The sequence below is a fragment of the Flavobacterium salmonis genome (genome assembly GCF_903819435.1).
Lineage (GTDB): Bacteria > Bacteroidota > Bacteroidia > Flavobacteriales > Flavobacteriaceae > Flavobacterium > Flavobacterium chungangense.
Genome location: NZ_CAIJDP010000083.1, coordinates 32393 through 59186, shown reverse-complemented (window position 1 = coordinate 59186; position 26794 = coordinate 32393). Strand labels below are relative to the sequence as shown.

The 26794-nt window shown below is 33.8% G+C and carries 16 protein-coding genes and 1 pseudogene; 7 read left to right on the top strand and 10 right to left on the bottom strand.

Annotation, left to right across the window (positions count from 1 at the left end; translation table 11 throughout):
* Positions 1–5 precede the first annotated feature (5 nt).
* From FLACHUCJ7_RS19450 to FLACHUCJ7_RS25460, 4 genes and pseudogenes are all read right to left on the bottom strand, one after another.
* Entirely contained in the window at positions 6–3407 is a 3402-nt protein-coding gene (locus FLACHUCJ7_RS19450) for a TonB-dependent receptor (protein WP_180910117.1), read from the bottom strand.
* Positions 3408–3579: 172 nt separating this feature from the next.
* Positions 3580–4623, bottom strand: a complete 1044-nt coding sequence (locus FLACHUCJ7_RS19445) for a FecR family protein (RefSeq protein ID WP_180910116.1) — start codon at positions 4621–4623, stop codon at positions 3580–3582.
* Between the two features lie 227 nt (positions 4624–4850).
* The gene (locus FLACHUCJ7_RS19440) at positions 4851–5441 is read right to left on the bottom strand and encodes an RNA polymerase sigma factor (protein WP_078226482.1); all 591 of its coding nucleotides are present in this window, start codon (positions 5439–5441) and stop codon (positions 4851–4853) included.
* Between the two features lie 239 nt (positions 5442–5680).
* A pseudogene (locus FLACHUCJ7_RS25460) lies at positions 5681–5856 on the bottom strand (SDR family NAD(P)-dependent oxidoreductase); the annotation flags it as partial.
* A 460-nt stretch (positions 5857–6316) separates the two neighbouring features.
* Here FLACHUCJ7_RS25460 and FLACHUCJ7_RS19435 point away from each other — a divergent pair.
* The 7 genes from FLACHUCJ7_RS19435 (at position 6317) to FLACHUCJ7_RS19405 (ending at position 20787) form a co-directional block, all read left to right on the top strand.
* Positions 6317–6859, top strand: coding sequence for an RNA polymerase sigma factor (locus tag FLACHUCJ7_RS19435; RefSeq protein ID WP_180910115.1), 543 nt, complete (start codon positions 6317–6319; stop codon positions 6857–6859).
* An 86-nt stretch (positions 6860–6945) separates the two neighbouring features.
* On the top strand, positions 6946–7998 hold the full coding sequence (locus tag FLACHUCJ7_RS19430; RefSeq protein ID WP_180910114.1) for a FecR family protein: 1053 nt from the start codon (positions 6946–6948) through the stop codon (positions 7996–7998).
* A gap of 159 nt (positions 7999–8157) precedes the next feature.
* Positions 8158–11727, top strand: a complete 3570-nt coding sequence (locus FLACHUCJ7_RS19425; RefSeq protein WP_180910113.1) for a SusC/RagA family TonB-linked outer membrane protein — start codon at positions 8158–8160, stop codon at positions 11725–11727.
* Positions 11728–11744: 17 nt separating this feature from the next.
* Positions 11745–13103: a RagB/SusD family nutrient uptake outer membrane protein gene (locus tag FLACHUCJ7_RS19420; RefSeq protein WP_180910112.1), complete on the top strand. Its 1359-nt coding sequence runs from the start codon at positions 11745–11747 to the stop codon at positions 13101–13103.
* Positions 13104–13115: 12 nt separating this feature from the next.
* Positions 13116–15095 carry a TlpA family protein disulfide reductase gene (locus FLACHUCJ7_RS19415; protein WP_180910111.1) on the top strand — a complete coding sequence of 660 codons (1980 nt, stop codon included), beginning with the start codon at positions 13116–13118 and terminating at the stop codon, positions 15093–15095.
* A gap of 21 nt (positions 15096–15116) precedes the next feature.
* Positions 15117–17711, top strand: a complete 2595-nt coding sequence (locus FLACHUCJ7_RS19410) for an alpha/beta hydrolase family protein (RefSeq protein ID WP_180910110.1) — start codon at positions 15117–15119, stop codon at positions 17709–17711.
* Between the two features lie 259 nt (positions 17712–17970).
* Positions 17971–20787 carry a M16 family metallopeptidase gene (locus FLACHUCJ7_RS19405; RefSeq protein ID WP_180910109.1) on the top strand — a complete coding sequence of 939 codons (2817 nt, stop codon included), beginning with the start codon at positions 17971–17973 and terminating at the stop codon, positions 20785–20787.
* Between the two features lie 193 nt (positions 20788–20980).
* Here FLACHUCJ7_RS19405 and FLACHUCJ7_RS19400 read toward each other — a convergent pair whose 3' ends face one another.
* From FLACHUCJ7_RS19400 to FLACHUCJ7_RS19375, 6 genes are all read right to left on the bottom strand, one after another.
* A complete protein-coding gene (locus FLACHUCJ7_RS19400; protein ID WP_180910108.1) occupies positions 20981–21601 on the bottom strand; it encodes a hypothetical protein in 621 nt (206 codons plus the stop codon).
* A gap of 244 nt (positions 21602–21845) precedes the next feature.
* A complete protein-coding gene (locus tag FLACHUCJ7_RS19395) occupies positions 21846–23171 on the bottom strand; it encodes a serine hydrolase (RefSeq protein WP_230408878.1) in 1326 nt (441 codons plus the stop codon).
* A gap of 1 nt (position 23172) precedes the next feature.
* Positions 23173–23610: a MarR family winged helix-turn-helix transcriptional regulator gene (locus tag FLACHUCJ7_RS19390; protein ID WP_078226472.1), complete on the bottom strand. Its 438-nt coding sequence runs from the start codon at positions 23608–23610 to the stop codon at positions 23173–23175.
* A 332-nt stretch (positions 23611–23942) separates the two neighbouring features.
* Positions 23943–24263 (bottom strand): thioredoxin domain-containing protein, encoded by a 321-nt coding sequence (locus FLACHUCJ7_RS19385; protein ID WP_078226471.1) that lies wholly within the window; start codon positions 24261–24263, stop codon positions 23943–23945.
* 116 nt (positions 24264–24379) lie between these two features.
* Positions 24380–25012: a response regulator gene (locus tag FLACHUCJ7_RS19380; RefSeq protein WP_078226470.1), complete on the bottom strand. Its 633-nt coding sequence runs from the start codon at positions 25010–25012 to the stop codon at positions 24380–24382.
* Complete coding sequence (locus FLACHUCJ7_RS19375) at positions 25009–26664, bottom strand: sensor histidine kinase (RefSeq protein WP_078226469.1); 1656 nt, start codon at positions 26662–26664, stop codon at positions 25009–25011. The genes FLACHUCJ7_RS19380 and FLACHUCJ7_RS19375 overlap by 4 nt, the downstream gene beginning before the upstream one ends.
* Positions 26665–26794: the final 130 nt, after the last annotated feature.

Genomic DNA, 26794 nt, shown 5'->3' with positions numbered 1-26794 from the left:
TAGAATTAAAATGTAAACTGAGTTCCAAAAGTGATCGTACGTAATGGAGGCAATGCCAAGCCTGGTGTTTCCGGATCAAGTCCTTTGTATTTTGTAAAGGTTACTAAATTCTGCCCCTGAAGCGAAAGACGGATTGCTTTTATATATTTCTGAGCTCCTTCCTTTAGAGGAATCTGGTAAGAGGCATTCACATTTTTAAGTTTTATATAAGATGCATCTATTATAGTAGCATTTGACCCCATATAGTCATAAAAGCCACTCTGATAACCTGAGCTTAGGACATTTCCTTGCGCTAAGTAATCTCTATACTCATCTACCTGAAAATTAGCCGTACTGTAAGGATATCCTGGCTGTGCACCCTGAGTGGCCATTAATGTTGTGCCATCCTGTTTTACGAACTGGAATAAAAAGTCAAGAGTAAAGGCTTTATAGCTAATTGTATTTGAGATACCACCATAATATTGCGGATATGCTGGGCCATAATATTCTCTGTCACCCACTTTTGTATCTGCTAATCCGCGGGAAATTTTTCCATCGCCGTTTGCATCTTTAAATTGTGGTTTTCCATTAATATTGCCTGTATAAGTATATAAATATCGACCGCCTAAAGGTCTGCCTACAACGTATTGAGAGTAATAACTACTAAATTCAATACCATCAAATTTTGCCAATTTATTGGAGTTAGTCGAAATGTTAAAAGAAGTTGACCACGTTAAATCTTTGGTACGGATGTTTGTTGTACCAAGGGTAAACTCCCAGCCCTGATTTTCAACCTGAGCAGGTAAATTTGCTGTGTAAGACGGAAATCCTGCTTGTGGACTTAGTGTATAACTTACTAATTGATTACTAGAGCTATTTTTGTAATAAGCTGTTGTAAAAGAGATACGATCCTTAAGGAAACTTAAATCTAAAGCTGCTTCAAATTTCTTGGTAAGTCCCCATTTAATATTTGGATTGGCAATTTTGGTAGCAGCCATAGAAGGATTTCCAACACCATAAGTAGCTGCTTTATAAGTATCGGCATATTCGTAATTTCCAATCTCGTCGCTTCCGATTTCTCCATAGCTGGAGCGGATTTTACCAAAACTTAGCCATGAGTTGTCCTTTAAGAACTTTTCTTCGGTAAAAATCCATGCCCCTCCAACAGAACCAAAATTTCCATAACGGTTATTAGCACCAAATTTAGAAGAACCATCTCTTCTGAAGTTAACATTCAGAATGTATTTGTTTTCAATATTATAATTAAGTCTGCTGAAAAGCGAAAGGTATTTGTATTCTGAGCTTCCATTAGTTGCAGATATTGTTCCTGCTGCCGCTACATTACCAATTAAGTTATCCGAAGAATAATCAGAAGCGCTTAAATAAGCCGGCATTTCATCTTTTCTGTCTTGCCAGGATCCTCCAACAAGTGCTGCAAGGTTACCTTTCCATAATTGGGTTGTATAATTAAGCTGAGGATCTATGGTAAAATTATTGCTATTGTTTGTTGAAGTAGTATAAGATCTTGATGTATCATATCCATTTGCTTCATCATATGCGTGGTTACTGGCAGATGCAGGCATAAACTGCTTTGTAAGCATTTGAGCTCTTCCGTATCCCAAATCTGTTTTAAAAGAAAGCCCTTTAGCAATTTCATATTGAAGGGTTAAACTGGTGATTAAGTTAATTCCTTTATCATCAACTCTTTTCCCTAGAGCTGCAAGAGGGTTAATGTCACTAAAATAATCCGGAGACCAGTAATAACTGCCATCTGCATTATAAGTTGGGCGGTTTGGAGCAGTACCAACTGCATAAGTTGTAATATCAAAAAATGGAAGCTGATTATGATCTGTAGCGAAAAGGACAGATGCTCCTATTTTTAATTTCTTATTTAGTGTACTGTGATTTACATTAAAATTAGTAGAGAATTTATCGTAGGTGAAATCTCCGGGTACAACAGTAGTTTCTTTATGGTAAGCGGCACTTAAAAGAAAGTTTGTTTCATCATTTCCACCTCTTAGGGAACCTGAATAGTTATTGAAGTTTGCTGTACCGCCTATCAGTTTTTCCTGCCAGTTGGTGTATGCATTAGGATCCCAGTCTGTAATAGCAATACCGTTACTGTCTACATCTGCAACATCACCATTATTATCTAAGGCAGTTTGTAACATATTGAGGTAAGCAGGGGTATCTAATGTTTTTACCATGTGGGCTACTTCAGAAACCCCGGAGTTTGTCGTTATAGTAAATTCTGTTTTTCCTGCCTTTCCTTTTTTGGTTGTAATAAGTACAACACCATTCGCTCCTCTTGAACCGTAAATGGCCGTAGCATCAGCGTCTTTAAGAATTTCAATACTTTCTATATCATTTGGATTAAGAATGTTTAGTGGACTTGTTCTTTTTTGTGCTCCTCTGACCACTTGCATATTTGCCTCACTTCCATCTTTTTGTGCCTGCTCCTTTATATCATCGCCTATATAAGGAACTCCGTCTATAATATAAAAAGGAAGGTTGTCTCCATCAATAAAATTTCGACCACGTATACTAATATTCATATCGCTTCCTGCATATCCAGAAGTCTGCGTTACAAAAACCCCGGCAGTTCGTCCCTGTAATGATTGCAGGATGTTTGTTATGGGTTGTTTTTCTATATCTTCAGCCGTAATTTTAACTACAGATCCCGTGGTAGTTCTTTTTGTTGTTGTACCGTATCCAATAATAACAACTTCATCTAATTTGGCTAAATCAGGCTGTAATTTTATCACTATTGAATTTTGATCTTCAACAGTAATTTCTTGTGTTTTGTAGCCTAGATAAGTAACTTTAAGCGTGTGCTTTCCAGGTGGTAAATCAACATAAAATTGCCCATCAAAATCAGTTACACCGTGTTTATTACTTCCTACAAGTAAAACAGAAACACCAGGTAGTGGAAATCCCTTTTCATCCAAAACTTTTCCCGTAAGCGTACGGTCTTTTTCTGGCACATTATTTTTTCCGGATGAACCAATTTCTGTTTTAACCGTTTCTTTTTTATAAATGACCACATTTTTATCTACTTGCCTGTATCCTAGATTACTCCCTTCAAGCACACGATCCAAAATTTCACTTACTGCACGTTTTCCTCGGGATGTTGAAATCTTCGGAAAATTGGCAATCATCTGCGGCTGGTAGGCAAACAGTAATCCTGTTTTATTTTCAATAGTTTTAAATAAAGTTTTAATATCCTGATTATGAAGTTCAATATCAATAGATATGGTTTCTAAACTTTGACCACTCATTTCATTTGCAAATACCATAGGAGTACCGCAGGTGAGTAAAAAAATGTGAAATAAACTGATTCGCATGATCATAATGGTTTTTTTTGAAAGCCCGAACAAAGAGTTGTTCTTTTCCCTTTCAAACATGGTTGTTTTAAAGCGTAATTTCATAAATTTGCTTGTTTTTAATGGTTACTGGTTTAATTATTAAGAATCTGGGCCATCTGGTGTAGGAGCTGGATGGCTTTTTTATTTTATCTTATAGGGTTTGGTTTTAAGGTTACTATTTATTTTATTTAGCTTTCTAAAGTAGGAGGTTTAGTCAGCCTTTTTAAGTTTTTAATTATTCACAGCCTTTTCCGTCCAGAATGATAGTTCCGGATTTATTGTATCGGTACTCTGTTTCAATAACACTACTGATTACTTTTAAGACATGATCCAGATCTTCATCATTTAAGAAACTGGCTGTTATTCTGCAATTTTTAATCTTTTCATTTGCCAGTGAAATCTGTACTTTGTATTTATGAGAAATTAAAGTAATTGCTTCTTCCATATTAACATCATCCAGAATCAGGTAATTACTTTTCCACTCCGTCACGACAGCGGCACTAATATTATTTTGCTCAAAGCTCAGTGTATTTTTATTGACTTTAATCTGCTGGTTTGGAGTGATTATGCCATAAATTTTCTCATCATCTCCAACCTGAACCTTACCTCTTGCAACGGTAACCTCAATATTATCAGACGAATTATGTGTATTAATATTAAATGCCGTACCTAAAACTTTGGTCTGTACCTTTCCTGTATGCACGATAAAAGGCTTTTTTTCGTTTCGTTTAATATCAAAAAAGGCTTCTCCGGTAAGTGTAACTTCGCGGGTTTTGGTATTAAAAGAATCCTGTTTGTATTTTAAGGTACCGTTATCGTTCAGAAGTACGGTACTTCCGTCAGGCAAACGAATTAACTGTTTCCCGCTAAAATCTATTGAAGTATTTGCTGCAATTGCAGGCTGTCCTGTAACAGGGGTTGTTATTGCGGATTGGGGTTTAAAAAATAAGGTGTTACCAAGTGCTATTAAAGCTATAATACCGGCTGCTGCAAATAGGATGCGAACAGCTCTTTTTCTGGTTCTCTTTTGCGGTTCTAATCTAATTACTTCTCTGTTGCTATTTGGCTCAGACAAAATACATCTTAAAATATAAGCACTCTGCTCATCGCCCATAACTTCAGACCCGGTCTTTTCTTTAAGCATGATATGAATTTTTTCTTTAATGAAATCATCATATTTACCATGTCGAATAAGTTCCATCAGTTTTTGTTCTTCAGCTTCTGAGAGGTTCCTTTGCAAATAATTTTCAAATAATTCTTCAAATATTTTTTTCTGCATTCGATTTGTAATTAAATAAGTTAATAATAGGTCGTAAATGGTAAACCTGGGACAGTTTAAAATTTATTCAAAAGATCAATCTTTTGGGGGGGCAATTACCAATTAAATAATGATCTTTATTATAAAGACGATTCAAAAATGAGGAGGGAGTAGTCGAAAGTTAAAAAAATGTAAAAAAAATGCAAAAAAAAATCCGGGATGACTCAAAAAGAAATGCTTTTTAAGATTTAAGCCTTAAAAAACACAATGAATGTCATGAAGATATTAATGTAAGGAGAAATTTTGAGACGTACAAATTTTAAGGCCTGCGCCATGTGCTTTTTTACCGTTTCTGTAGAAATCCCCAGATCTTCACCAATTTTTTGATGGCTTAAACCTTCCAATTTAGCCATTTTATAGATTTTTTGCTGTTGAGGAGGAAGCTGTTCTACGATCTGATTCAGGATAATATTGTACTGATCGTCTTTTATAGCAGTATCTGTATCTTCTGAAGTTGTATTTTTATAATTAAGTTCAACCGGCAAAGAGGTTTCCCGTGCTATTTTTTTGATCATATCAAAAATATGATTGCGGGAAATAATAAAAAGATAATTTTCAAAATTGACTATATCAGCTAAATTATCCTGATTTTGCCAGATTTTTAAAAACACTTCCTGAACTACTTCTTCAGCCTGAATTGGTGATTTGGTGATTTTTAAAGCAGTACCGTAAACAATATGTTTATACTGGTTATATAGTTGTGTAAATGCCAGTTCACTTCCCTGAGATAACTCAAGAAGAAGTCTCTTTTGATCCAAACTGGAATTTGGTGACATCATTTATAATTTGTTTTGAATGGCAATATTATTAATTTTTTAAATAATTGTATCTTTTGAGTAAAAAAAAAGTAAAAAAATATCATTTTGCTATTTTTTTATAGGAATATTTTCGTGTTTTCTATAAAAACAGCAAGCGATTTATCAATGTATAAAATGTAATACTATAAATATTAAAAGATATGAATTTTAGTAGTTAGACGGTACAAGTATCAAAAAACAATTACTGTAACATTAATTTATTCAAAATCAGTAACGTCAAGCAAAATTACTGTTACGTTATTCAATAAAGTTAATTGTGTCTCTTTTTCAGGATTTCGCATTGTGGCAATTACCTGCCCTCTTTACTCTGAAATAATTTTGCTGCTGATTTTCCTAAACCAGATGAAGCTCCTGTAATAAAAATTATCTTTTGCATTTTTTTAATTGTTTAAAATTATAATACAAAGATGGGTTGAAACAAGAAGCTGCTTTTAGCCGTTTTGAACAATTAATTAGCTAAAATAAACATTTTACAGAAAAGTGTAAACTAACTGTATTAAGGATTAAAATAGCAGGATTTTATATTAAAATTCAGTCTGGTTTAGACAAAAAAGGATTTTTTAAATTTTATCGATAATCTCTTTGTAGTATTAAGATTATATGATAGAAAAACACCTCATTTTCTTTTTTTCTTTTTTTGTAAGTTTAATGGTTGTAGTATTTGATAAAAGAAAATTATTGAAGCCTATATTTATTAAAAAATCAAAACAATTATATTTTTTTCAGGTTTTGATAATTTTTTATCCTGATTGAAATAATTATGAAAAATTAATTGGAAATTTTTGAAATTCTTTAGTTTTGTACACAAAACAACTCTTAAAGCGTGAAAATCTTCAATGGGTAATGAAAAGAGAGATATTGATCTTTGGAGCCAAATTAAAAAAGGAGATGTTAACGCTTATCATGAATTATATGATCGGTACATCAATATGCTTTTTTCATTTGGAATGCAATACACTAATGATGATGCATTAGTGCAGGATTCCATACATGATATTTTTGTTGATCTTCATCGTTACCGAAATACTATTGCAGCAGACGTTGCAATTAAATCCTATTTGTTTAAATCTCTTCAAAATGATATTTTCAAAAAGCTAAAATCACAGACCAAAATCGTAAGGCTTGATATTGTGGCTGAAGGTGCTTATAAAACAGAATCTACAGAAGATGAACTTATCTTTAATGAAACTACTTTAAACAAACACGCTACTCTGGCAGTTGCTTTATCTTCACTTACCAAAAAACAGCGATATGCATTGCATCTTCGGTTTAGCGAAGATTTGTCTTATGAGGAAATTTCCTCTAGTTTAGAAATCACCCTTGAATCTTGTAGAACATTAATATACAGATCTTTAACAAAACTTCGGAGTAAACTTTAAAAAAACTTTAAAAAAACTTTATTTTTTTTGTCTATGTTTTTCCCTTTTGATTCTTATAGCTGTATAGAATTTAAAAGAAAAATATTTTGTACCCAAATTTCAAAATTTTACCAAAAGAAGATCAGGCAAATTTAAAAGCAAGAATTGCAGAAAGCATTGCTTTTGAAAAACAACGCATCAAAAGAAAAAGACTTCGTACGCTGTCCTGGAGTGTAGCGGCGGTATTTTGTATATGCCTTGGAATTACAGTTGTTTTTAAACAGCAACAAAAAGTAATGAGTCCGATAGAGCAATTTGCAAATACCACAGAAATAAATAGTTCTTTTGAGAAAAGCAATGAGGTCAAATTGATATTATCAAATCAGGAAGCTGTTAGTGTTGGTGATAGTACCACAATTGCTTATGATGCATCGGGAAATAAAATTAAGGTAAATAATAAGCAGATTAATCAAAAAAAAACACTGGAACCACAGTATAACACGGTAATGGTTCCGTACGGAAAACGAGCACAACTAAGTCTGGCAGACGGAACACAGGTTTGGCTTAATTCCGGTTCTAAATTAATTTACCCAACAGCTTTTGATGCTGCAAACAGAGAAGTTTTTCTGGAAGGAGAAGGAATTTTTGATGTAGCACATAATGCGGCAAAACCGTTTTTTGTAAGGGCAGCCAATAATTACAGCGTTCGCGTATTGGGAACCTTATTTAATGTAAGCTGTTACACTAAAGATTCAAAAGTTTCGACAGCTTTATTGCGCGGAAAAGTTCAGGTTGCTTATGCTAAAAAAGGGCTCTTAAGCAACGATACACTTCAGGCGGTTCTTAATCCGGGAATGATTGCTGCTTTGGATAAAAAAAGCCAGACAATCAAAACAAAAGTACAATATGTTGAGCAGTTGTTTTCATGGAGAAAAGGATACTATGAGTTCTCTAAAGAAAAACTGCCTGCGGTGCTTGATAAATTAACACGCTATTACAACGTAGATTTTGTGATGAATAAAGAGATAAGCCCGAAAGAAACCTATTCAGGTGCTTTTAAACTTAATGATGATTTAGATAAAGTGGTAAAAACATTAGAAGCTACCACAGGTTTTGATTTCGTATATGATGCCAAAACCAGAGAGATAACTATTAACTAAATACTAATGACTATAAATTATTGATGCCTATGATGTAAAATAAAACTCAAGAATAAAAGGAATATAACCAGTCAAAAAAAAACCAAAAGATGCTGGAACATCTCTTGGCTATGTCAACTTTAATTGCAAATGCAATTATTAAATAACTAAAACAAAATTATGAATAATAATCATGATATAGGCTTTCTATTGCCTAAAAAAATCATCAACCTTACTTTTATTTTATTTATGAGAGTATCCATTTTAGTTCTGTATTTAGGATTAACCACTATTTATGCCAATGGTGTCAAAGCACAAAATGAAATCTCTGTGAAAGTACAAGGTGCTTCATTGCAAACGCTTTTTACCACTATTCAGCAAAAGAGCGATTTTGTGTTTTTTTACAATGATGATTTAATGTCTTCAACTAAAAAGGTAAATATAAATCAATACGGTACAGTAGAGCAAATCTTAAACACTGCTTTATCGAATACAGGATTAACATACAGTATCATTGACAAACAGATAGTTATAAAAAAAAGTAAGCCCAAAACTTCGTTAGTTGAACTGGAGCCTTATGAACTCAAAGGAACGGTAACCGATAAAAAAGGAAATAAATTAATAGGTGTAAATGTTTCATTGGTAGGTACACAAATTTGGGATATTACCCGGGAAAAAGGAGACTATAGAATTGAAGTAATTGCTACAGATTCACTTAAATTTTCTTACTTAGGTTATAAGACCAAAACAATTGCTGTAAATAATAAAAAAGAGATAAATGTAGTTTTAGAACTTCAGGTCGAATTATTAAAAGATATAGTGGTTGTTGCATCAAACGGATATACTGATATCCCTAAAGAAAGAGTAACGGGTTCATTTGAAGTTATGAGTGCAAAAGAACTTGCCGATGTTCCTACTGTAGATCTTAACCAAAGAATCGAGGGAAAAATGGCAGGCGTAAAAGTTGATCCAAGAACAGGTACTATTTCGGTAAGAGGGACAAACAGTTATCTCGGTAGTGGCAAACCCTTAATTGTTATTGATGGTTTTCCGCAGTCTCAGGATGATTTTAGCTTTAGCAGAAGAGGTGTTTCAGGAGCTTCTATTTTAAGCTACCTTAATCCGGAAGATGTAGAGAGTATTACGGTTTTAAAAGATGCCGCTGCTGCTGCTATCTGGGGATCTCGTGCAGCCGATGGAGTAATTGTAGTGGTCACCAAAAAAGGAAAGAAAGGTGATCCAATAATCAATTTTAATGCCACCACTACAATAGGTGAAAAAATGGATTTGGGAAAATTGCGTGTCATGAACACAGCCCAATATATTGATTATGAAAAAGATTTGGTTAATGGTGGGTTTGTGGTTGATAATATAAGCGATTGGCAGGCCAAAAACCCGAGTGCTGCACAGGAAATCATGTTTCAGCAAAAAAGAGGAACTATTTCTATTTCAGAAAGAGAACGTTTATTAAATCAATTGGGACAAAACGACAATCTGGGTCAGATTAATAAATATTTATTAAGAAATTCATCCACCAGACTATACGATTTATCTGTTTCTGGCGGAAGTGATAAAAGTACTTATTATTTGTCTTTAGGATATAATAAAGATGAAGCAGCGATGAGAGGTAACGAGTCTCAATCGTACAGCATAACGCTCAATAATTCTTTTCAGCTTAAAAGCTTTTTAAAATTAAATACTGGGATAAACTACGTTTCTTCAAAATTTCAAACCAATACCACTGCCAATGAAGCATTATCAAACGTATCCAATTTTGCGCTGCGCCCGTATGATATGATTGCTGATGAAAACGGAGATGGTATAGATCGTTATATTATTTTTAGACCTGAAGTTGCAAAAGGATTTGAAGCAAAAGGATATTTGCCGTGGACTTATAATTATCTGGATGAATTAAATTATTCTAATGTAGTAACAAAAGGGGCAAACATAAGGTTGAATGCCAGTTTAACGGCGACAGTAAACAGCTGGTTGAATTTTGAAGCTTCAGGGATGTACACTACCATTGGAAACAAAACAAAGTCATTGAGTGAATTAGACAGTTACTATGCAAGAAACATGATTAATGAGGCAACTTCTGTAAGTACAGCAGGAAAATTAGTCTATGGCGTACCTGTAGGATCTTATTTGTACACAACAACTACTTCAAATGCCTCGCAAAGTATGCGTATGCAGATGAATATCAATAAGAACTTTAATGAGAATAATGCCCTGCACTTTTTAGCAGGTTCAGAAGTTAGAGAAGAGCGCAGAGAAGGATCAAGCCAAAGGTATTATGGCTATAATATGGATACTAACTCATCAACTTCCGTAAATCCTACGACTTATTATACCACTATTTATGGCTGGCAAAATATTATTGGAACTTCTGATAACAGCATCAATAAATATAGAGAACGTTACTTGTCTTATTACGGCTTAGGATCTTACGATTTTATGAGCAGATATCATATATCAGGAAGTGTACGTTTTGATGACTTTAATTTACTGGGAGCTTCCAGAAAAAACAGAGCATTACCATTATGGTCTGTTGGAGGTAAATGGGATATCAATAAAGAATTTTTCTTAAAAGAAGTAAGCTGGTTAAACAATTTATCTGCCAGAGTTACTTATGGAAAAGCAGGAAGTACTCCACCGGGTGGTTTTGGAAGTAAAAGTGCTGTAATTTCTGTTGGATCTGTTGATTTTAACACACAATTACCAACTGCTTCTATTTCAGCACCGGAAAATCCTGAGATTAAATGGGAAACAACACAGACAATTAATTTTGCTTTAGATTATGCCGTTTTCAATAACCGTCTTCGCGGAAGTGCTGATTTGTATTATAAAAAAACCAATGATATATTAACGAGTTTGCCTTTTAATCCAACATCGGGCTGGTCGTATTTAAATTACAACACAGCTTCACTTAAAGGGCATGGTATTGATTTAAATATTTCAGGACTTATCATAAACTCAGGCTTCAAATGGAATAGTGGTTTCACTTTTGCCTATAACACAAATGAAGTAACAGACTCCCGTTTTATAGCTACAACTACAAATCAATATTTGTCTGGAGTAACAACGAAGGGTAATCCAATAGGGTATCTTTATGCTTACAAATGGGCAGGTTTAGATGCTAATGGTCAGTCTACGGTTTATAAAAAAGATGGTACAATCATAAATTCAACTCAGGGAATTTCAATGATTAATAAAGACGACCTTAAATATATGGGAAGAACTATTGCACCTTATTTTGGCGGATTTATGAATGATTTCTCGTATAAGAATTTCAGACTTGGTGTTCAGATAACATACTACGCAGGACATGTATTTAGAAATACCGTGTTGCAAAATTATCCTACTTATGCAGGCGTACAATATGGTGCAGTTGCAAAAGACGAATTGATTGCCGATCGCTGGAGACAAGCCGGAGACGAAGTGCTTACAAATGTTCCTGGATTAAGCAATATTAGTTTTAACAGTTTAAATCGTTTTCAAAACGCAGACATCAATGTACTTCCCGCTGATAATATTAGATTACAGCAGATTTCATTGGGCTATAATGTGCCTGCGGAATGGTTACAAAAAACTTTTATAAAATCATTGAATTTCAATTTTGCTGCAAGAAATTTAGGGCTATTATGGGTTAAAAATGATGAGGGTATTGATCCTCAGTATTTATCAAATAATAACTATAACACACTGGCTCCGCAACGTAATTATTCTTTACAATTTAATTGTAGCTTTTAATTTTAAAAAACAGATTTATGAAATTACTAAAATTCACACTATATATTTTCCTGCCAGTACTTTTATTAAACTCTTGTAGAGATTATGTTGAAGTAGAACCGGTTGGAAACAACAGAGTTTTAAAATATACTTCTGATTACAGAGGTCTGGCTAATAGCTATAACGATATAACTTCTTCAGGCGGAATTTATCTTCTTGCCAACGCAGATGTAGAATTTCCTACAACTTATCAAAATGGTGTTACTACCATTTGGGGAAACAGCTATACCTGGCAGGAAAGAATATATGATCCTTCTCAGAGTGATGCAGACTGGAATGGCTTGTATAAGGCTATTTATTACAGCAATGTTATTTTAGACGGAGTAATGAGCAGCCAGGATGGATTAGAATCAGAGAAAAAAGAAATCTATGCTGAGGCTTTTGTAAACAGGGCATTTGCTTATTTACAACTGGTAAATACATACGGTCCACAATTTGATCCGGCTTCAGATAATGCTGAAAAAGCAGTTCCGTTATTGTTAAAACCGGAATTGTTTTCTTCTTTGGACAGAAGCACTGTTGGGCAGGTTTATGATCAGATTATTTCAGATCTAAAAAGTGCTCTGGCCAATGATATTCAGGATACGCCGGAGTTCAATGTACTCCCCTCAAAAAGAGCTGTGTATGCTTTATTGGCCAGAACTTATCTGTATATGGGTTCTTACCAGCTGAGTCTTGATAATGCAGAAAAAGCTTTAGCAATGCAAAATGGTTTAATCGATTTAAAAACATTTGCTTCTGGATATAGTTATCCTGTTTTGATTCAGAATCCGGAGGTTATATTTTCAAAAACATTATTAACGTCTTACAACAGAGCTCCTTTGTCAAATGATTTATTAAATAGTTTTTCAAGCAATGACTTACGTTATGATTATTATACAATTGCTGGTAATATAGGTATTTATCCTACTTATACAGGAAGAGGATTTGGAATTGCTACTTACAGCTTTACTAACGGAATAAATGTAGGCGTATCGGTTCCTGAAATGTATCTAATTGCTGCTGAATGTTATGCCAGATTAGGGCAGACACAAAAAGCAGTAGATAATCTGAATATTTTAAGAGCTAAGCGATACAAAGCTGCTACAGCTTATGAGGTTTCTGCAACAACATCCAAAGAAGCATTAGATTTAGCTTTGACAGAAAGACAAAAAGAATTCATTGGCCGCGGGTTCCGTTGGTTTGATCAGCGAAGATTGAACCTTGATCCGGCTTTCAGAAAAACATACACTCGAGTTTTTAAAACTGTTACTTATACTCTTGAACCTAATAGTGATGGATATGTATTCCCGATTAACCAAAATTACATCGATTTAAACCCGGAACTGGGTAAATAAAAAACACGAAAAATGTTCAAAAAAATATCAAATATCAAATTACTGGTATTGGCTTTTTGTGCCTTTACCCTACAGGTTACAAGTCAGGAAACAACGTTGAGATTAACCGGAATGCCAGATATCCCCATTCCGGGATCAACTTTAAATATGACCTATAATGCAAAAGGCGGACCGCTGGAAAATGTAAAAGAAATCAATGGTTATACCTATGTTTTTAATGATTACAGATGGGAAATAGAAGACCTGAAATTGAAAAGAAACGGTGCTGTATGGAATGTAGAATATACAGTTCCTAAAAACTGCGCTTTTATGGCCTTCAAATTTTACGGCAATACAGACAACGGCGTGGTAACAGATACCGGGCAAGATACAGGCTATCTTCTGGTTGTGTTTAAAGAACCAAAAGTAAAAATGCCCGGAGCAGATCTGGCCTGGGCGACTTTTAGAAACAAAGATTTCAACAGTCAGTTTAGCAATTATTTTAAAGATTTTACCATCGGAGGAGATGCAACAGAATATTGGCTGAAAAAAGAAGTGGCAGATCAGGGGCAAAACTTTCCCAAATTTATTGATACCTACATTAAGGTATTAAAAGTTCAGAAACCGGAAAAATTTGATGAATTAGGACACCGGTTCTTAGGAGATTTTACTAAAAAAATGAATGGACTTCCAGAAGAGGTTTTTGTAAAAGTTCATGATTTATATTTATACGATCTTAAGGATAAAGCAAAAGGAGATTCGCTTGAAACCGTAATTCAAAAACAATTTCCAAAAGGTGCTTTCATGCGTTTTAAAGCTTTTCAAAAAATTACTCCAATTGCTGATGCAGCTGAAAGAAATAAAGCTGCACTTCAGTTTTTAGAAGATTTTCCGAACAATCCAACCGTACCTGAATCACAGAATTACCTGTATAATAACATTTCTAAAATGTTGTTTGGTTATTATTTTGAAACAAAAGATTATCAATCCGTTTTAAAGTTAATTCCAACAATGAATTTTGCCTCAATAAACGACTGTTATCATCAGAATATTTCTAAGGTGCTGTATACTAAATCTGTTGAGCCTGCGATTGTAGAAACTATGGCCGTGCCAATGATCAGGCTGATGCAGGAAAAAGTAAATGATTTGTCGTATATGCAGGGAATTTACTGGTCACCAAATCAGGCAACAGAGAATGCAAAAACACAGCTTGAGAATGAATTAGTAATTCAGATTCGTATGTACGATATTTTGAAAAAGTATAAAGAAGTTTTAGAAACTTTTGAATTGCTGCCATTTCAAAAACGTTATGAAAAAGCAAGTATCAACGACATTCACGTAAGAGCTTTAGAGGCATTAAACAAACCCATAATTGAGGTTTTAAAAAATGCTGCAAGAGCGAATACTTTATCGGAAGGAGCAACGGCTAAATTAAAAGAAGCCTATTTAAAAGACGGAAAAAAAGAAGCTGATTTTTCGGGGTATTTAGAGCAGCTGAAAAAAGAAAGCAATTCAGACGAAAACATCACGCTGATGAATCCGGTTCCTGCACCCGCAATTAAAGTGCAGACGGCAGACGGAAAAACAAAACAACTCGCTTTAGACAGCGGAAAAATTATTGTAATCGATTTTTGGGCAACATGGTGCGGGCCTTGCAAACAGGCATTTCCGGCAATGCAGCAATTGGTCAACAACTTTAAACAAGATAAACAAGTTGAGATTTATTTTATAAGCACTCAGGAAACCAAAGAAGGCTATAAAAAAGAAGCTTTGGCGTATTTAAAATCAAAAGGCTTAAAACTGGATACTTATTTTGATTTAGTTAAAAAAGGAGGCGGAACCAATAACGAATCTTTCTCCAATTATGCAGCGATATTTAAATCAAGCGGTATTCCCAGAAAAGTGGTAATCAAAAATGGCCAGATTCGTTTTACATCAGAAGGATATTCTGGAAATCCGGGGCAGCTTATCGATGAACTGACAAACGTTATCAATACGTTGAAAAAAGAATAATTCCCCTTGAAATCAAACAATATGAAAAAAATAGTTTTACTATGTACACTCACTTTGAGTGTACATAGTTTATCTGCACAGAAAAAAGTGGTTGGCGAAACGGCTTACGATCAATGGAAAAGGATAAACAGCAAATCGTTGTCCTATAACGGAAAATGGATGTCGTACAGCACTGTTTTTCAGGATGAGCAAAAAGAAAGTCCAAAACAAATTATTATTCAGGAAGCACCTAAAGGAAAACGTTTCGTAATGAATACTATCAGTGATTTAAAATTCATTGGGAAAAAAGACTGGATTCAGTACCATTCGAATGACAGTATAATTTTGCATAACTTAAAATCAGGAATTAAAAAACTGTGGAAAAGCAAACATTACACCAACGCTCTTGACGGAACCGATCTTTTGTATTACACACGTCCTGAAACTCAAAAAGGGCAGTTTTTTCTGCAGCGTCTTGTATGTTACAATTTAGAAAGCAACGACAGTACTTTTGTAAATAACATGAAATCGTTTCGATTTTTGAAAAACAAATCAATCGTATATGTGCAGATAGAGAACGATAAAGTATTTTTAAAACAAGGAGCACCCGGAGGTAAACAACAAACCGTTTATACAGGAAAAGCTGCTGATTTTGGCGATTTTCAATTGAATGCTAATGAAGATGGCGGAACTTTTACACTGAAAGGCACCAACAATACCGATTTTAACCTGGTTTATTATTTCAATTTGAAGAACAATTCTGTTAAGGAATTATTCAACTATAATGATATTACGTTAAACGATTCCGGATATTCTATCTCAAAAACAGCTTATGGATTAAACGAAAACAGCAATTTTATAGAGCTTCAGGTAAATTCAAACAAACGTCCAGAAAACACTCAAATTCCGAAATCAGGAGTTGAAATCTGGAAAACGAATCAGGGTGCAATGGAGCGCAGACAAGAATTGCTTAGAGGTTCTAAAACACTGCCTGGCGAACCAAAATTCCTGTATGATATTAAAAATAAAAAAGTCATAAAAACAGCTTCATCTGGCGAATTTGACCAAGTGATGGCACCTGAATCGGGTAATTTTAAAGGTGTTTTTGCTAATGACAAAAATCCGTATACAGTCGAAGTAGACTGGACTTTTAACGAGCGTAATGATATATACTGGATAGACGCTTCAACAGGCGAAAAAACAAAAATACTAACTGGAGTTTTTGGAAACCCATCCTGGAATCCACAGGGAAGTTTTGCCGTTTATTATGATGAAAATCAAAAAGCATGGACCGTTTTTGATCCTGCATCGCTACAGTTTAAAAATTGCAGTGCACAGGTTCCGTTTCCGGTTTCTGATGATAATGTAGATATGAAATCTGCAAACACAGCATTTGGAATTGCCGGCTGGTTAAACAACGGAAACACATTAGTAATATACGACCAGTTTGATCTTTGGGCCATAGATTTGTTAAACCAAAAAGCTCCCTATTCTTTAACAAAAGGTTTTGGAAGAAAAAATAACATAGAACTGCGCTATAGTGAAAGTGGTTTTATAGGTGATTTAGACCAGAAAAAAACATTCTTTTTAATAGGTTTTGATGAGCTGCATAAGTCAAAAGGAGTCTATAAATTTGCCAATAATACCGTTACAAAAGTAGCAGCAGATGTGAATTATAATACGGAAATTGAATCTGTTTCGGGAGATAATTCAAGTGTATTATTTGTAAAAGAAAGTTACGCCCTATTTCCGAATTTATGGTGGGCAACAGCAAGTTTTGGTTCACAGCAAAAAATTACAGATGTAAATCCGCAGCAAAAAGAATATGCCTGGGGAACTTCAAAATTAATAACCTGGACTACTTTTAACGGAAAAGAAAACCAGGGAAATTTATATCTTCCCGAGAATTATGATCCTAAAAAAACGTACCCTGTTATTGTTCATTTTTACGAAAAACATACCGAAGAACTTAATGCCTATCAATCACCGGAATTCAGTAGTTCCAATATCAATATTCCAACCTATCTCAGCAGAGGCTATATCGTTTTCCAGCCAGATGTGCATTACCAATATGGAAATCCGGGAAACAGTGTCTACAATGATGTTGTCAGCGGTGTAGAATATTTAATTTCTAACGGAATTACCGAAAAAGGGAAAATTGGTATTCAGGGACATAGTTTTGGAGGTTACGAAACTTCATTTTTAATTACAAAAACAGATCTTTTTAGCTGTGCCATTATAGGTTCCGGCGTGAGTAATTTTACGGCCAATTATCCTGTTATGAGATCAAACGGTATTTCGACCATGTTCAAATACGAAGCAGATCAATATAGAATGGGAAGTTCTCTGTATGATAATTTAGATGGGTATATTAAAAATTCGCCTTTGTTCTCAGTAAAAAACATTAAAACACCGGCGTTGATCTTTCATAATGATAATGACCGTGCAGTGCCTTATCAGGAAGGACAATCTTTGTTTTTTGCACTTCGCCGTTTAGGAAAACCAGGATGGCTGGTGAACTACAAAAAAGAAGGACACACTTTAGACGATGCAGCAAACAAAAAAGACTGGACCGGCAAAATGCAGCAGTATTTTGATTATTACTTAAAAGGCGAAAACCAACCAGACTGGATGTAATATAGCTAGTAAAACGGTATCGATATTAGACGCTGATTTTACTGATTCGCTATTGCTAAAACACTGATAAACAAAGATTAAAATATATTAAAAATTCGTATTAATCCGTGTTTTCGCAAGGTAAATCCGTTTCATCTGTTTAATTCAACAATTTTCAAAACTGTCATTATAAGGTTTCTTATGAAGCCTTATAATAAACAGTAGTAACTTCTTATACCATTTTCAAAAAAATCAATCAAAAAAAAACAAAACTATCAACATGAAAACAAAGATATTTTTAGTGCATTTTATGATACTGGGTTTAGCCCAGGTATCGGCACAATTTAAAACTACGATTCCGTTGCGGAAAGATGTAGTTCATGGCACTTTAAACAACGGGATGCAATATTTTATCCTGCATAACGAATGGCCAAAAGAACGTGCCGATTTTTATTTTGTTCAGAATGTCGGTGCAATTTTAGAAGACGACAATCAAAACGGGCTGGCACATTTTCTGGAACACATGGCTTTTAACGGAACCGAGCATTTTAAAGGAAAAGGCATTATTGATATGCTGGCAAAACATGGTGTCACTTTTGGACGTGATATTAACGCTTATACCGCACACGACGAAACGGTGTACAACCTCAGCAATGTACCGGTAAAAAATCCTGTTTTATTAGATTCCTGTTTATACGTTTTACACGACTGGTCGGGTTATTTATCTTTAAAAGATGCTGAAATCGATGCCGAAAGAGGTGTAATTCACGAAGAGTGGCGCACCAGACGAAATGCCGATTTAAGAATCGGTTCTCAGCTGGAACCGGTCATTTACAACGGTTCAAAATATTCAAAAAGAGATGTTTTAGGGAATATGGACCTGATTGATAATTTCAAATACAAACAATTACGGGATTATTATAAAAAATGGTATCTGCCCAACCATCAGGCGATAATTATTGTGGGAGATATTGATCCGTTAAAAATGGAACAGCAGGTAAAAGCCATTATGGGTTCTATACCAAAACCGTCTAATCCGGCAGAACGTACTTACGAAAGTATTCCTGACAATGATGTTCTTTTATACAAACTTGCCATTGATAAAGAAGCACAGAAAACCTCAATTTCGCTTAATTTTAAAAAGACAAAACCCGTTGTTCAGGATTTAGCCGCTTTTGAAAATAATATTGCCGAAAACCTGGCTTTGCAAATGATGAACAATCGTTTTAGAGAATATACGGTAAACAATGAAACGGCGTTGTTGTCTGCAGGTGTAAGCCATTCCAGTTTAACAAGATTGACTTCTTTTTTCACTTTAACGGTAAACCCCAAAAACGGAAGATTATTAGAAGCCTTTCAACAAGCGTATACAGAATATGAGCGCGCCATTCAAAACGGATTTACAAAAGAAGAATTAGACCGCGTAAAAGAAAATTTGCGTTCCGGTTATGAAAATCAGTTAAAAAACAAAGATAAAATTGGTAACGAAAACTGGGCTTCGCAATTGCAGGGGTACTTTTTAGAAGCTTCGCCGGTAATGAGTATGGAAGATGAATTTGAAGTGGTAAAAGCGACTTTATCAAAACTTGATATCGCTCAGATTAATTCTGTTTTCCGTACGCTTCCAACAGAAAAAAATCAAATTTTAACCGTTTCCGGACCTGAAAAAGAAAATGTAAAATATCCATCAGAAACAGATTATACCACGGTTATTAAAAATGAAAAAACAGAAAAGTTAGCACCTTACACCGAAACTCTAAATAATGTTGCTTTGGTTAGTGATAAACTTACTGCTAAGTCTATTGCAAAGAAATTTGACATTAAAGGCATAAAAGAAGCCAAGGGTTACATTTTAGAAAACGGGGCAAAAGTGATTCTTTACCCAACAACTTTAGCGCAGGATCAGATTCTGTTCTCCGCTTTTAGCCCAGGCGGGAGTTCTTTACTTTCAGAAAAAGATTTGCCCTCTGCGCAAATTGCAACGGTTTTAGCTAAAAATTCAGGTTTAGGAGATTTTAAGGTAACAGACCTTCAAAAACAACTTGCCGGAAAAACGGTAAAAATAAGCCCCTATATCGCTGAACATTACGAAGGATTTAGTGGAAGCGCTGTGCAAAAAGATTTCGAAACACTATTACAATTGACCTACTTATACTTTAAAAAGCCAAGATTTGAACAGCAGGCGTATAAAAGAATTATAGATTATTACAGCAATGCGCTTGAGAATGTAAACGAAAATAATAACAAACTGTTTGGTGATACTATAGCAATGCTGGACAGTAATCACAGTGCGAGAACGTTTCTTTTGAGTAAAGAAAACCTTGGGGAATTAAACTTTGATACGGCATCCAAAATCTATCAGGAACGCATCTCAAATGCCTCAGACTTTACATTTGTTTTTGTTGGAAATATTGCGCAGACAGACCTGGAGGTTATAAATAAATATATTGGAAATTTATCCGGAAACCACACTCACGAAAAATTTACAGATCATAAAATTGGTATGGCAGCAGGAACAGCCAAAGAAAAACTGGTACGTGAAATGAGTGTTCCTAAAGCAAGTATTTATGTGCATTATGAGAATAAAAACGTAACCTATTCAGATAAAAATCAGATTATGGCTTATGTATTATCGCAATTGCTAAACAAACGCTATTTAGAAAAAATCAGGGAAGATGAAGGAGGAAGTTATGGCGTACAAACGCAGAGTTCGCTATCTAAAGATCCGACTCCGGTTTTTTCATTACGTGTAAGTTTCGACTGTAATCCTGAAAAGGACAGTAAACTATTGCAAATCGTGTATAATGAATTGGATGCTATTACAAAAATTGATGCTAACGTAAAAGATTTATCCGATATCAAAGAAGATTTGATCAAAAGCAATCAGCAGAATATTAAATCCAATTCTTATTGGATGAGTACTATTACAGGTCAGGTCCAATTTGGTGATAAATTTGTCAGCAGTGATGATTATGTCAAAATTATTAAAAGCATATCGTCACAGGATATGAAAAAATATGCTGGTGAAGTACTGCCAAAAGCAAACAAAGTAGAAGTTGTCATGCAGCCCAAAACTGAACAGTCTGCTAACAAATAACATGCATCAGTTATTCATTCAGAACGGCAATTCTTTACTTTAATTTTAATAGTCTCTAAAGAAAAACGCAGTTTTTTAAAATTTTGAATTAGTAATAAAATTTGTAGACTAAAAAGAGCTGTTTTGCCGGACAGCTCTTTTGAATTTACAGCCTTTAAAATAGAAACATTGATGTTTGTACTCTTTATTATTCCTAACGGCTAATGATTTTGTTTAATTCCCAGTTTTTAACCAAATAGTAATTCCAGATTCCTTTTTGTATCGTTATCTTAAGTTCATAATCTTTTGGATCACGCTGATAATTTTCACGATTCATTTCAGTACTAACGCTAAAAACTTCAGTATGATTTTTAAAAATACAACTTACATGTGGATTTTTTTTAGTGTAAAATCCTGTTACCTTACAATAGACTATTTCTGTATGATTTTTTTCTGCTTCATAATTATTTATGCAATTCCATATTACACTTGTAATTTGACCAAAACTTAAATAGGAGACTACAATTCCCTGTAACAAGTAGAACCCAATCACATATAGTTTTAAATGTATTTCTTTAAAACTTAAATATTTTCTAATTAAAAAATTCCATCTGTAAATTCCGAAAAACAGCATTCCAATACTTACAGGCAATAAGAATATGTAGATTTTATATCTGTAATCGTGTCCAATCGTTTTACTTTCGATAAACGCTAAATTTATAACACAAAAAATCAAAGCAAAAATTAAAAGAGAATAATGTTTTCGTTCTGTTTTTTTTTCTTTGTTTTTGATTTTCCTCTTTTCTATTTTCTTTTGGTTTCGTTGATTTCTCAAAAAAGTGTAATTAATTATTTTTAAAAGGAACTTGCTTATCGGGTTTTCGAAAATATCCGCTAACTTTTGGGTATCAGTTAAGAAAATAAGAACTGACAACGTCTGAACTACTAAAAAATGTAAAAAAGAATGTATTTTTTTTGAAAACCCGGATCTAATGATATTTCTCTTTTGTCTGTCAATGGAAAGCTAAAAGTAATAAGGTCAAAATTTGAATTATACTTTTTCTCCTATGTAGCGCCTGCTAATTATTTCTTTTGACAGTTTCTTTTACGCCTCCTTTTGTAAAAACTACAGCATTGCAAATACCTGATTTATCCTCAATAAATTCAATTGTTCTATCGTTATTGTCTGCTCTGAAAAACTTTGTTTCAGACTCAGGCAATAGTTCCATTTCTACACTATTATAGTAAAGTCTGCCGTCAATTTTTACTATTTCAAAGTTACCATACTTACCGACATATTTATCATAAACTGTAGTATCTATTTTAGTTTGATAATGTTTGTATGGAAGTTCTACCTCTTTTTGCAAGGCAATCGCTGAAAGCCCGTAGGCTATAATGTATGAAAATGACTCGTTATTTGAAAGTACCGTCACAAAAATTTTGTCATCTGTAAACCGGTTAAAGGAAGTCATGGTACCAAAAAAACCTCCGTCATGGGCAATCAGCTGATGTCCGTGATTATAAAATGGATTAATTATAAAACCGTATCCCCAATTTTCAGAGCTATAAGGGGTAAACATTAGTTTCTTCATTTCTGTTGATAAGATAGTCGTTCCGTATAGTGCCTTGTCCCATAAAGCCAAATCTTCTACGGTAGAATAAATACCGTCATGTCCAATGTTAATTTTCCAATTGATATATGGATTGTGCATAAACCCCTTTTCTGTTCGACAATAAATTTTCGCTTTTTTCAAGATGATCGAATCATTATTACTAACACCTGTATTTTTCATTCCTGCTTTTTCAAAAATGTTTTTTCTTAAAAAAACTTCGTACTTCTCCCCTGAAACCTTTTCTATTATTTTGGCTAATAAATAATAGCCTATATTGCTGTATGCAGTTTTAGTTCCCGGTGAAAATTCGTAAGGTATTTTTTTTATTTGAGAATAGGCAGAATCAACACTCATAGTACTTAATGCTATTTCTTTGAAACCTAAAGCAAGTCCTGATGAATGCGATAACAACATATGAATCGTAACACTATCAGCTTTTGGGTAGTCCGGAAAAAATTTACTTAAATGATCATTAAGTGACAATTTTCTATTCTCTACTAACTGAAGAATAGCTGTAGCTGTAAATTGTTTGGTTACCGAAGCCAGCTGGAATTTAGTATCTATGGTGTTTTTAATATTCCACTCGTAGTCTGCCAAACCATACGCTTTTTTTAATAAAACAGAACCATTTTTTGTAACAAGCACTGTTCCGCTAAAATCATTTACTTTTACCTGTGCTTCCATATATTTTGCAAGACTCTCTGATATATTTTTTTGCCCAAAAATAAATACAGGGAAAAACATAAATAGTATAATTTGTGCCGCCTTAGATATTTGATAAATTTTTGTCATTTTATTTTTTACAATTTGAGATTATTTTAGTTAGTAACTTGTCAAGCAATGCAATTTCATCTTTTGATAATCCTTCAAGAGCATCTTCTCTGTTTTTATGTATAACGGGTGTTAATAGTTCAATTGTTTTTTTTCCTTTTTCAGTTATTTCAAGATTGAATTTTCTTCTGTCTGATTCGTTTATTTGTCTTGTCAGATAATCCTTTTTCACCATTAATTCGATAATTCGGGTAATTGATGCGCTATCCTTAAAAATTAATTCTGCAATTTCTTTTTGAGAATAAGTCGCATTTTTATCAAGTATTATGAGCAGCAGACACTGGTCAACAGTAATATCAATTACTATTTGACTTATGTTTTTCTGTGCAATTTTTCTATATTCTTTAATTGTTTGCTCAATTGTATAAAGAACGGTTCCTGTTGGATTATTTTTTTTCATTTCAAATTATTTGACACAAATATAATTGATATATCAATTATACGATTTAATTTTTTAGGTTATTTTTTATTTAGAAAAAAGAGAGGCAATATAATGGCTTTTATCTGCAATGTGATGACTGCTTAATTGTACAATAGCTCGCTCAGCAAATTATCCAAGGTTTTAGAGCTTAATAGAATATGTCTGCACGAATAGAATTACTACCAAAAAGGCAAACAAAAAATAGGCTGTCCGAAAATTACTTTTCGAACAGCCTATTAGTTTCTAATCTAGGTTGAATCAAATTTTAGACACTGGAAACCGATATTCCAGCTGATTCAGTTCCTGAGACATTATCCTTTTTTACTCCACGGACCATGGTTTTTGTATGCTGGTCCGGTTAACTTTTGTTTTTCTGAACCGCCTATTTTCACTTCAACCAGATCTTCTTTTGGAGTGTTTACCGGTTGCGCATTTTTAAATGCTGGTCCCTGAAGTGATTGTTTATTGTTTTCTGAATATATTTTAGTCGGCACTGTTTCGTGCTTCCAAAATTTATAATTTTTATAAGCCGGACCTTTTAAATCACTCTTTTTCAAAACCGTAGGTTCTTCTTGTGCAAATCCACTAAAAGAAACTAATAAAACTCCTAAAATAAATACTATATTTTTCATGACTGTTACTTTTTATTGTTTCTTCAAATTTACAATCAGTAACAGCCTTTTAGGATTATGTGAATCTACCCTATTTGCATCCGTATTTATACGGATACTGGTATTCTTAATTTTCGTTATACTAAATTCATTTTTGCAGCTTTTTTAATGAGTTCGGCGGTATTTTTTACTTCCAACTTTTTTAAAATATTGGCCCGATGGGTTTCTATTGTGCGTGAACTCACAAATAATTTAGCCGCAATTTCTTTAGTTGTTAACCCCTTAGCAATTAATCCTAAAACTTCGGTTTCCTTATTCGACAAAACATTTTCACTGATGCTTTGTGTTGACATAAAGTTGATCATTTTTTCAGAAATTTCAGCACTGAAATATTTTTTCTCATTACTAACGGTTCTTATTGCAAGGATTAATTCGGCTTCATCCGTATTTTTTAACAGGTATCCATAAGCTCCCGTTTTAGCGCATTTTGCGATGTAATTACCATCATTGTGCATAGAAATCACAATAGGTTTTATAGTCGAAGCGGTGTTTTTTAATTCTTTTAAAACCTGAAAACCATCCATATTGGGCATTGTAATATCCAGCAATACAATATCAGCCTCAAACTGGCTGTTTATAAGCTCCATAAACTCAACGCCATCAGCTACGCTTTTAACTATTTTTATATCGTCATGCTTTCTTAGGAGCTCAGCAAGTCCTTTTCGAAAAAGTTCATGATCATCTGCTATTATTAATTTGATTTCGTTCATAATTCTACAGGTAATTCGATTTCAAAAGTTGTATTGCCGGAAGCTGCATTGATTGTAATGGTACCATTGCAAATTTCTACACGTTCTTTGATGTTAATAATTCCTAACCCTAATTTAACAGTGGTAATATCAAACCCAATTCCATCATCAAAATAAAAAAGAGAAATAAATTCATCAAATTCTGAAAGTGTAATCCGGATATTTTTTGCATTAGCATGTTTTAATGAGTTATTAATTAGCTCCTGGCTTATTCTAAAAAGATTAATCGCCTGATGGCTGGTAATATTAGAACTTTCCTGCTGGGTTAAATCTTCGTATTCAATCCTTACGGTTGTCGATTTTTTCAGGCTTTCAATAAAGTTGGTTAAGGTAACCCCAATTCCAAAATCATCAATTGAAGCCGGCATTAAGGCATTTGACATCAATCTGATTTCAGAAATGGTATCATCCACTATTTTCTTCATTTCTGCTTTCTTCAATTCATTTTTGACCCTGTTTTCAATGTAGTGCTTCAAAGAAGTTAAATAAGGCCCTACTCCATCATGAAGCTCTCGCGAAAGCCTGCGCCTTTCATCTTCCATACCGTTTACCAACATCCGTTTGGATAGTATTCTGGTATTTTCTTCCTTATTTCTAAACTCTATAAGCTTATCTCTCATTGCCAAAAGGCTTTTTCCCAGCAAATCATTAGAACTTTTAGGTTGAAAATTAGTATGTAAATTCATTTTTCCAATATCATCGGAGAATTTTACAGCCCCCTGCAAAGAAGCTTTTAAATTTGCCAGAGCATCAAACATTTCCTTTATTTCCTTAGAATTTTTTATAAATTCATTGGTTTGGTTATAATCTCCTTGTGCCATAATCCGGAGACTTTTTTGCATGTTTTTAATTGGGTTAGTAATAAATCTTGTCAGAAAAAGAGAAAGCATGACACCCAGTAAAAAAATACCGAGAGTTATACCTAAAAGTCTTTGTTTCAATTCTTTTAAGGGGAGCGTAACCTCATCAACATCTATTTCAGACAGAATAACCATCTTTAATTTTCCAACTACTATTGGGCTGTACACGCTATATACATCAATGCCCCTGTAATCCTCAAAAACCCCTCTCCCATTCATCCCTTTAAAAGCATTGGTCACCCCTTTTGTTTTAACCAATATGGTGTAAGGGGTTTTATTAGGGTAAAAACGAGATTGAGAACGCATTCGGAAATCGGCACCCACAAGATAGGACTCTCCACTGTCCCCCATTCCGGTTCGTTCAAGGAGTATTTGTTTTATTTTGTTGTAGTCTAAAACTTTAACAATAGTCCCCCTTTTCGAATTTGAGATAAAACCTATTGTCGTTTTTTTAGCCACATGGTACGCTGTAAAATCGTGAATTCCATTGCTGTTTTTAATACTATCCGGAAGTTTTAATACTGTAGTATCAATGTTCTGGCTGTACAATTCGGATGCATCAAATCGCTCCCATTCTGATTTTAATACATGTTCAATCTGGTTTTGCTTGAGTGTTTTAATAGAATTTAACTGCAGTAAAATACGATCGTTTAAAACGTTTGAAAACTGCTTATATGAAGAAAAAGACAATAAAGCAATTACCAACGCAATTAAGCTATTAATTATAATTAGTATTAATGTTTTGATGTTCATTAAAATCTATTTTTTTTAATTTATGTAAATATACAAATGCTAAATTTAGATTTAATGAAATATCGTGGTCAGTTTACGAAGGCATTTCTATTAAAAGTCAGGAGAATTTTTGACACTTTTATGGATTGTA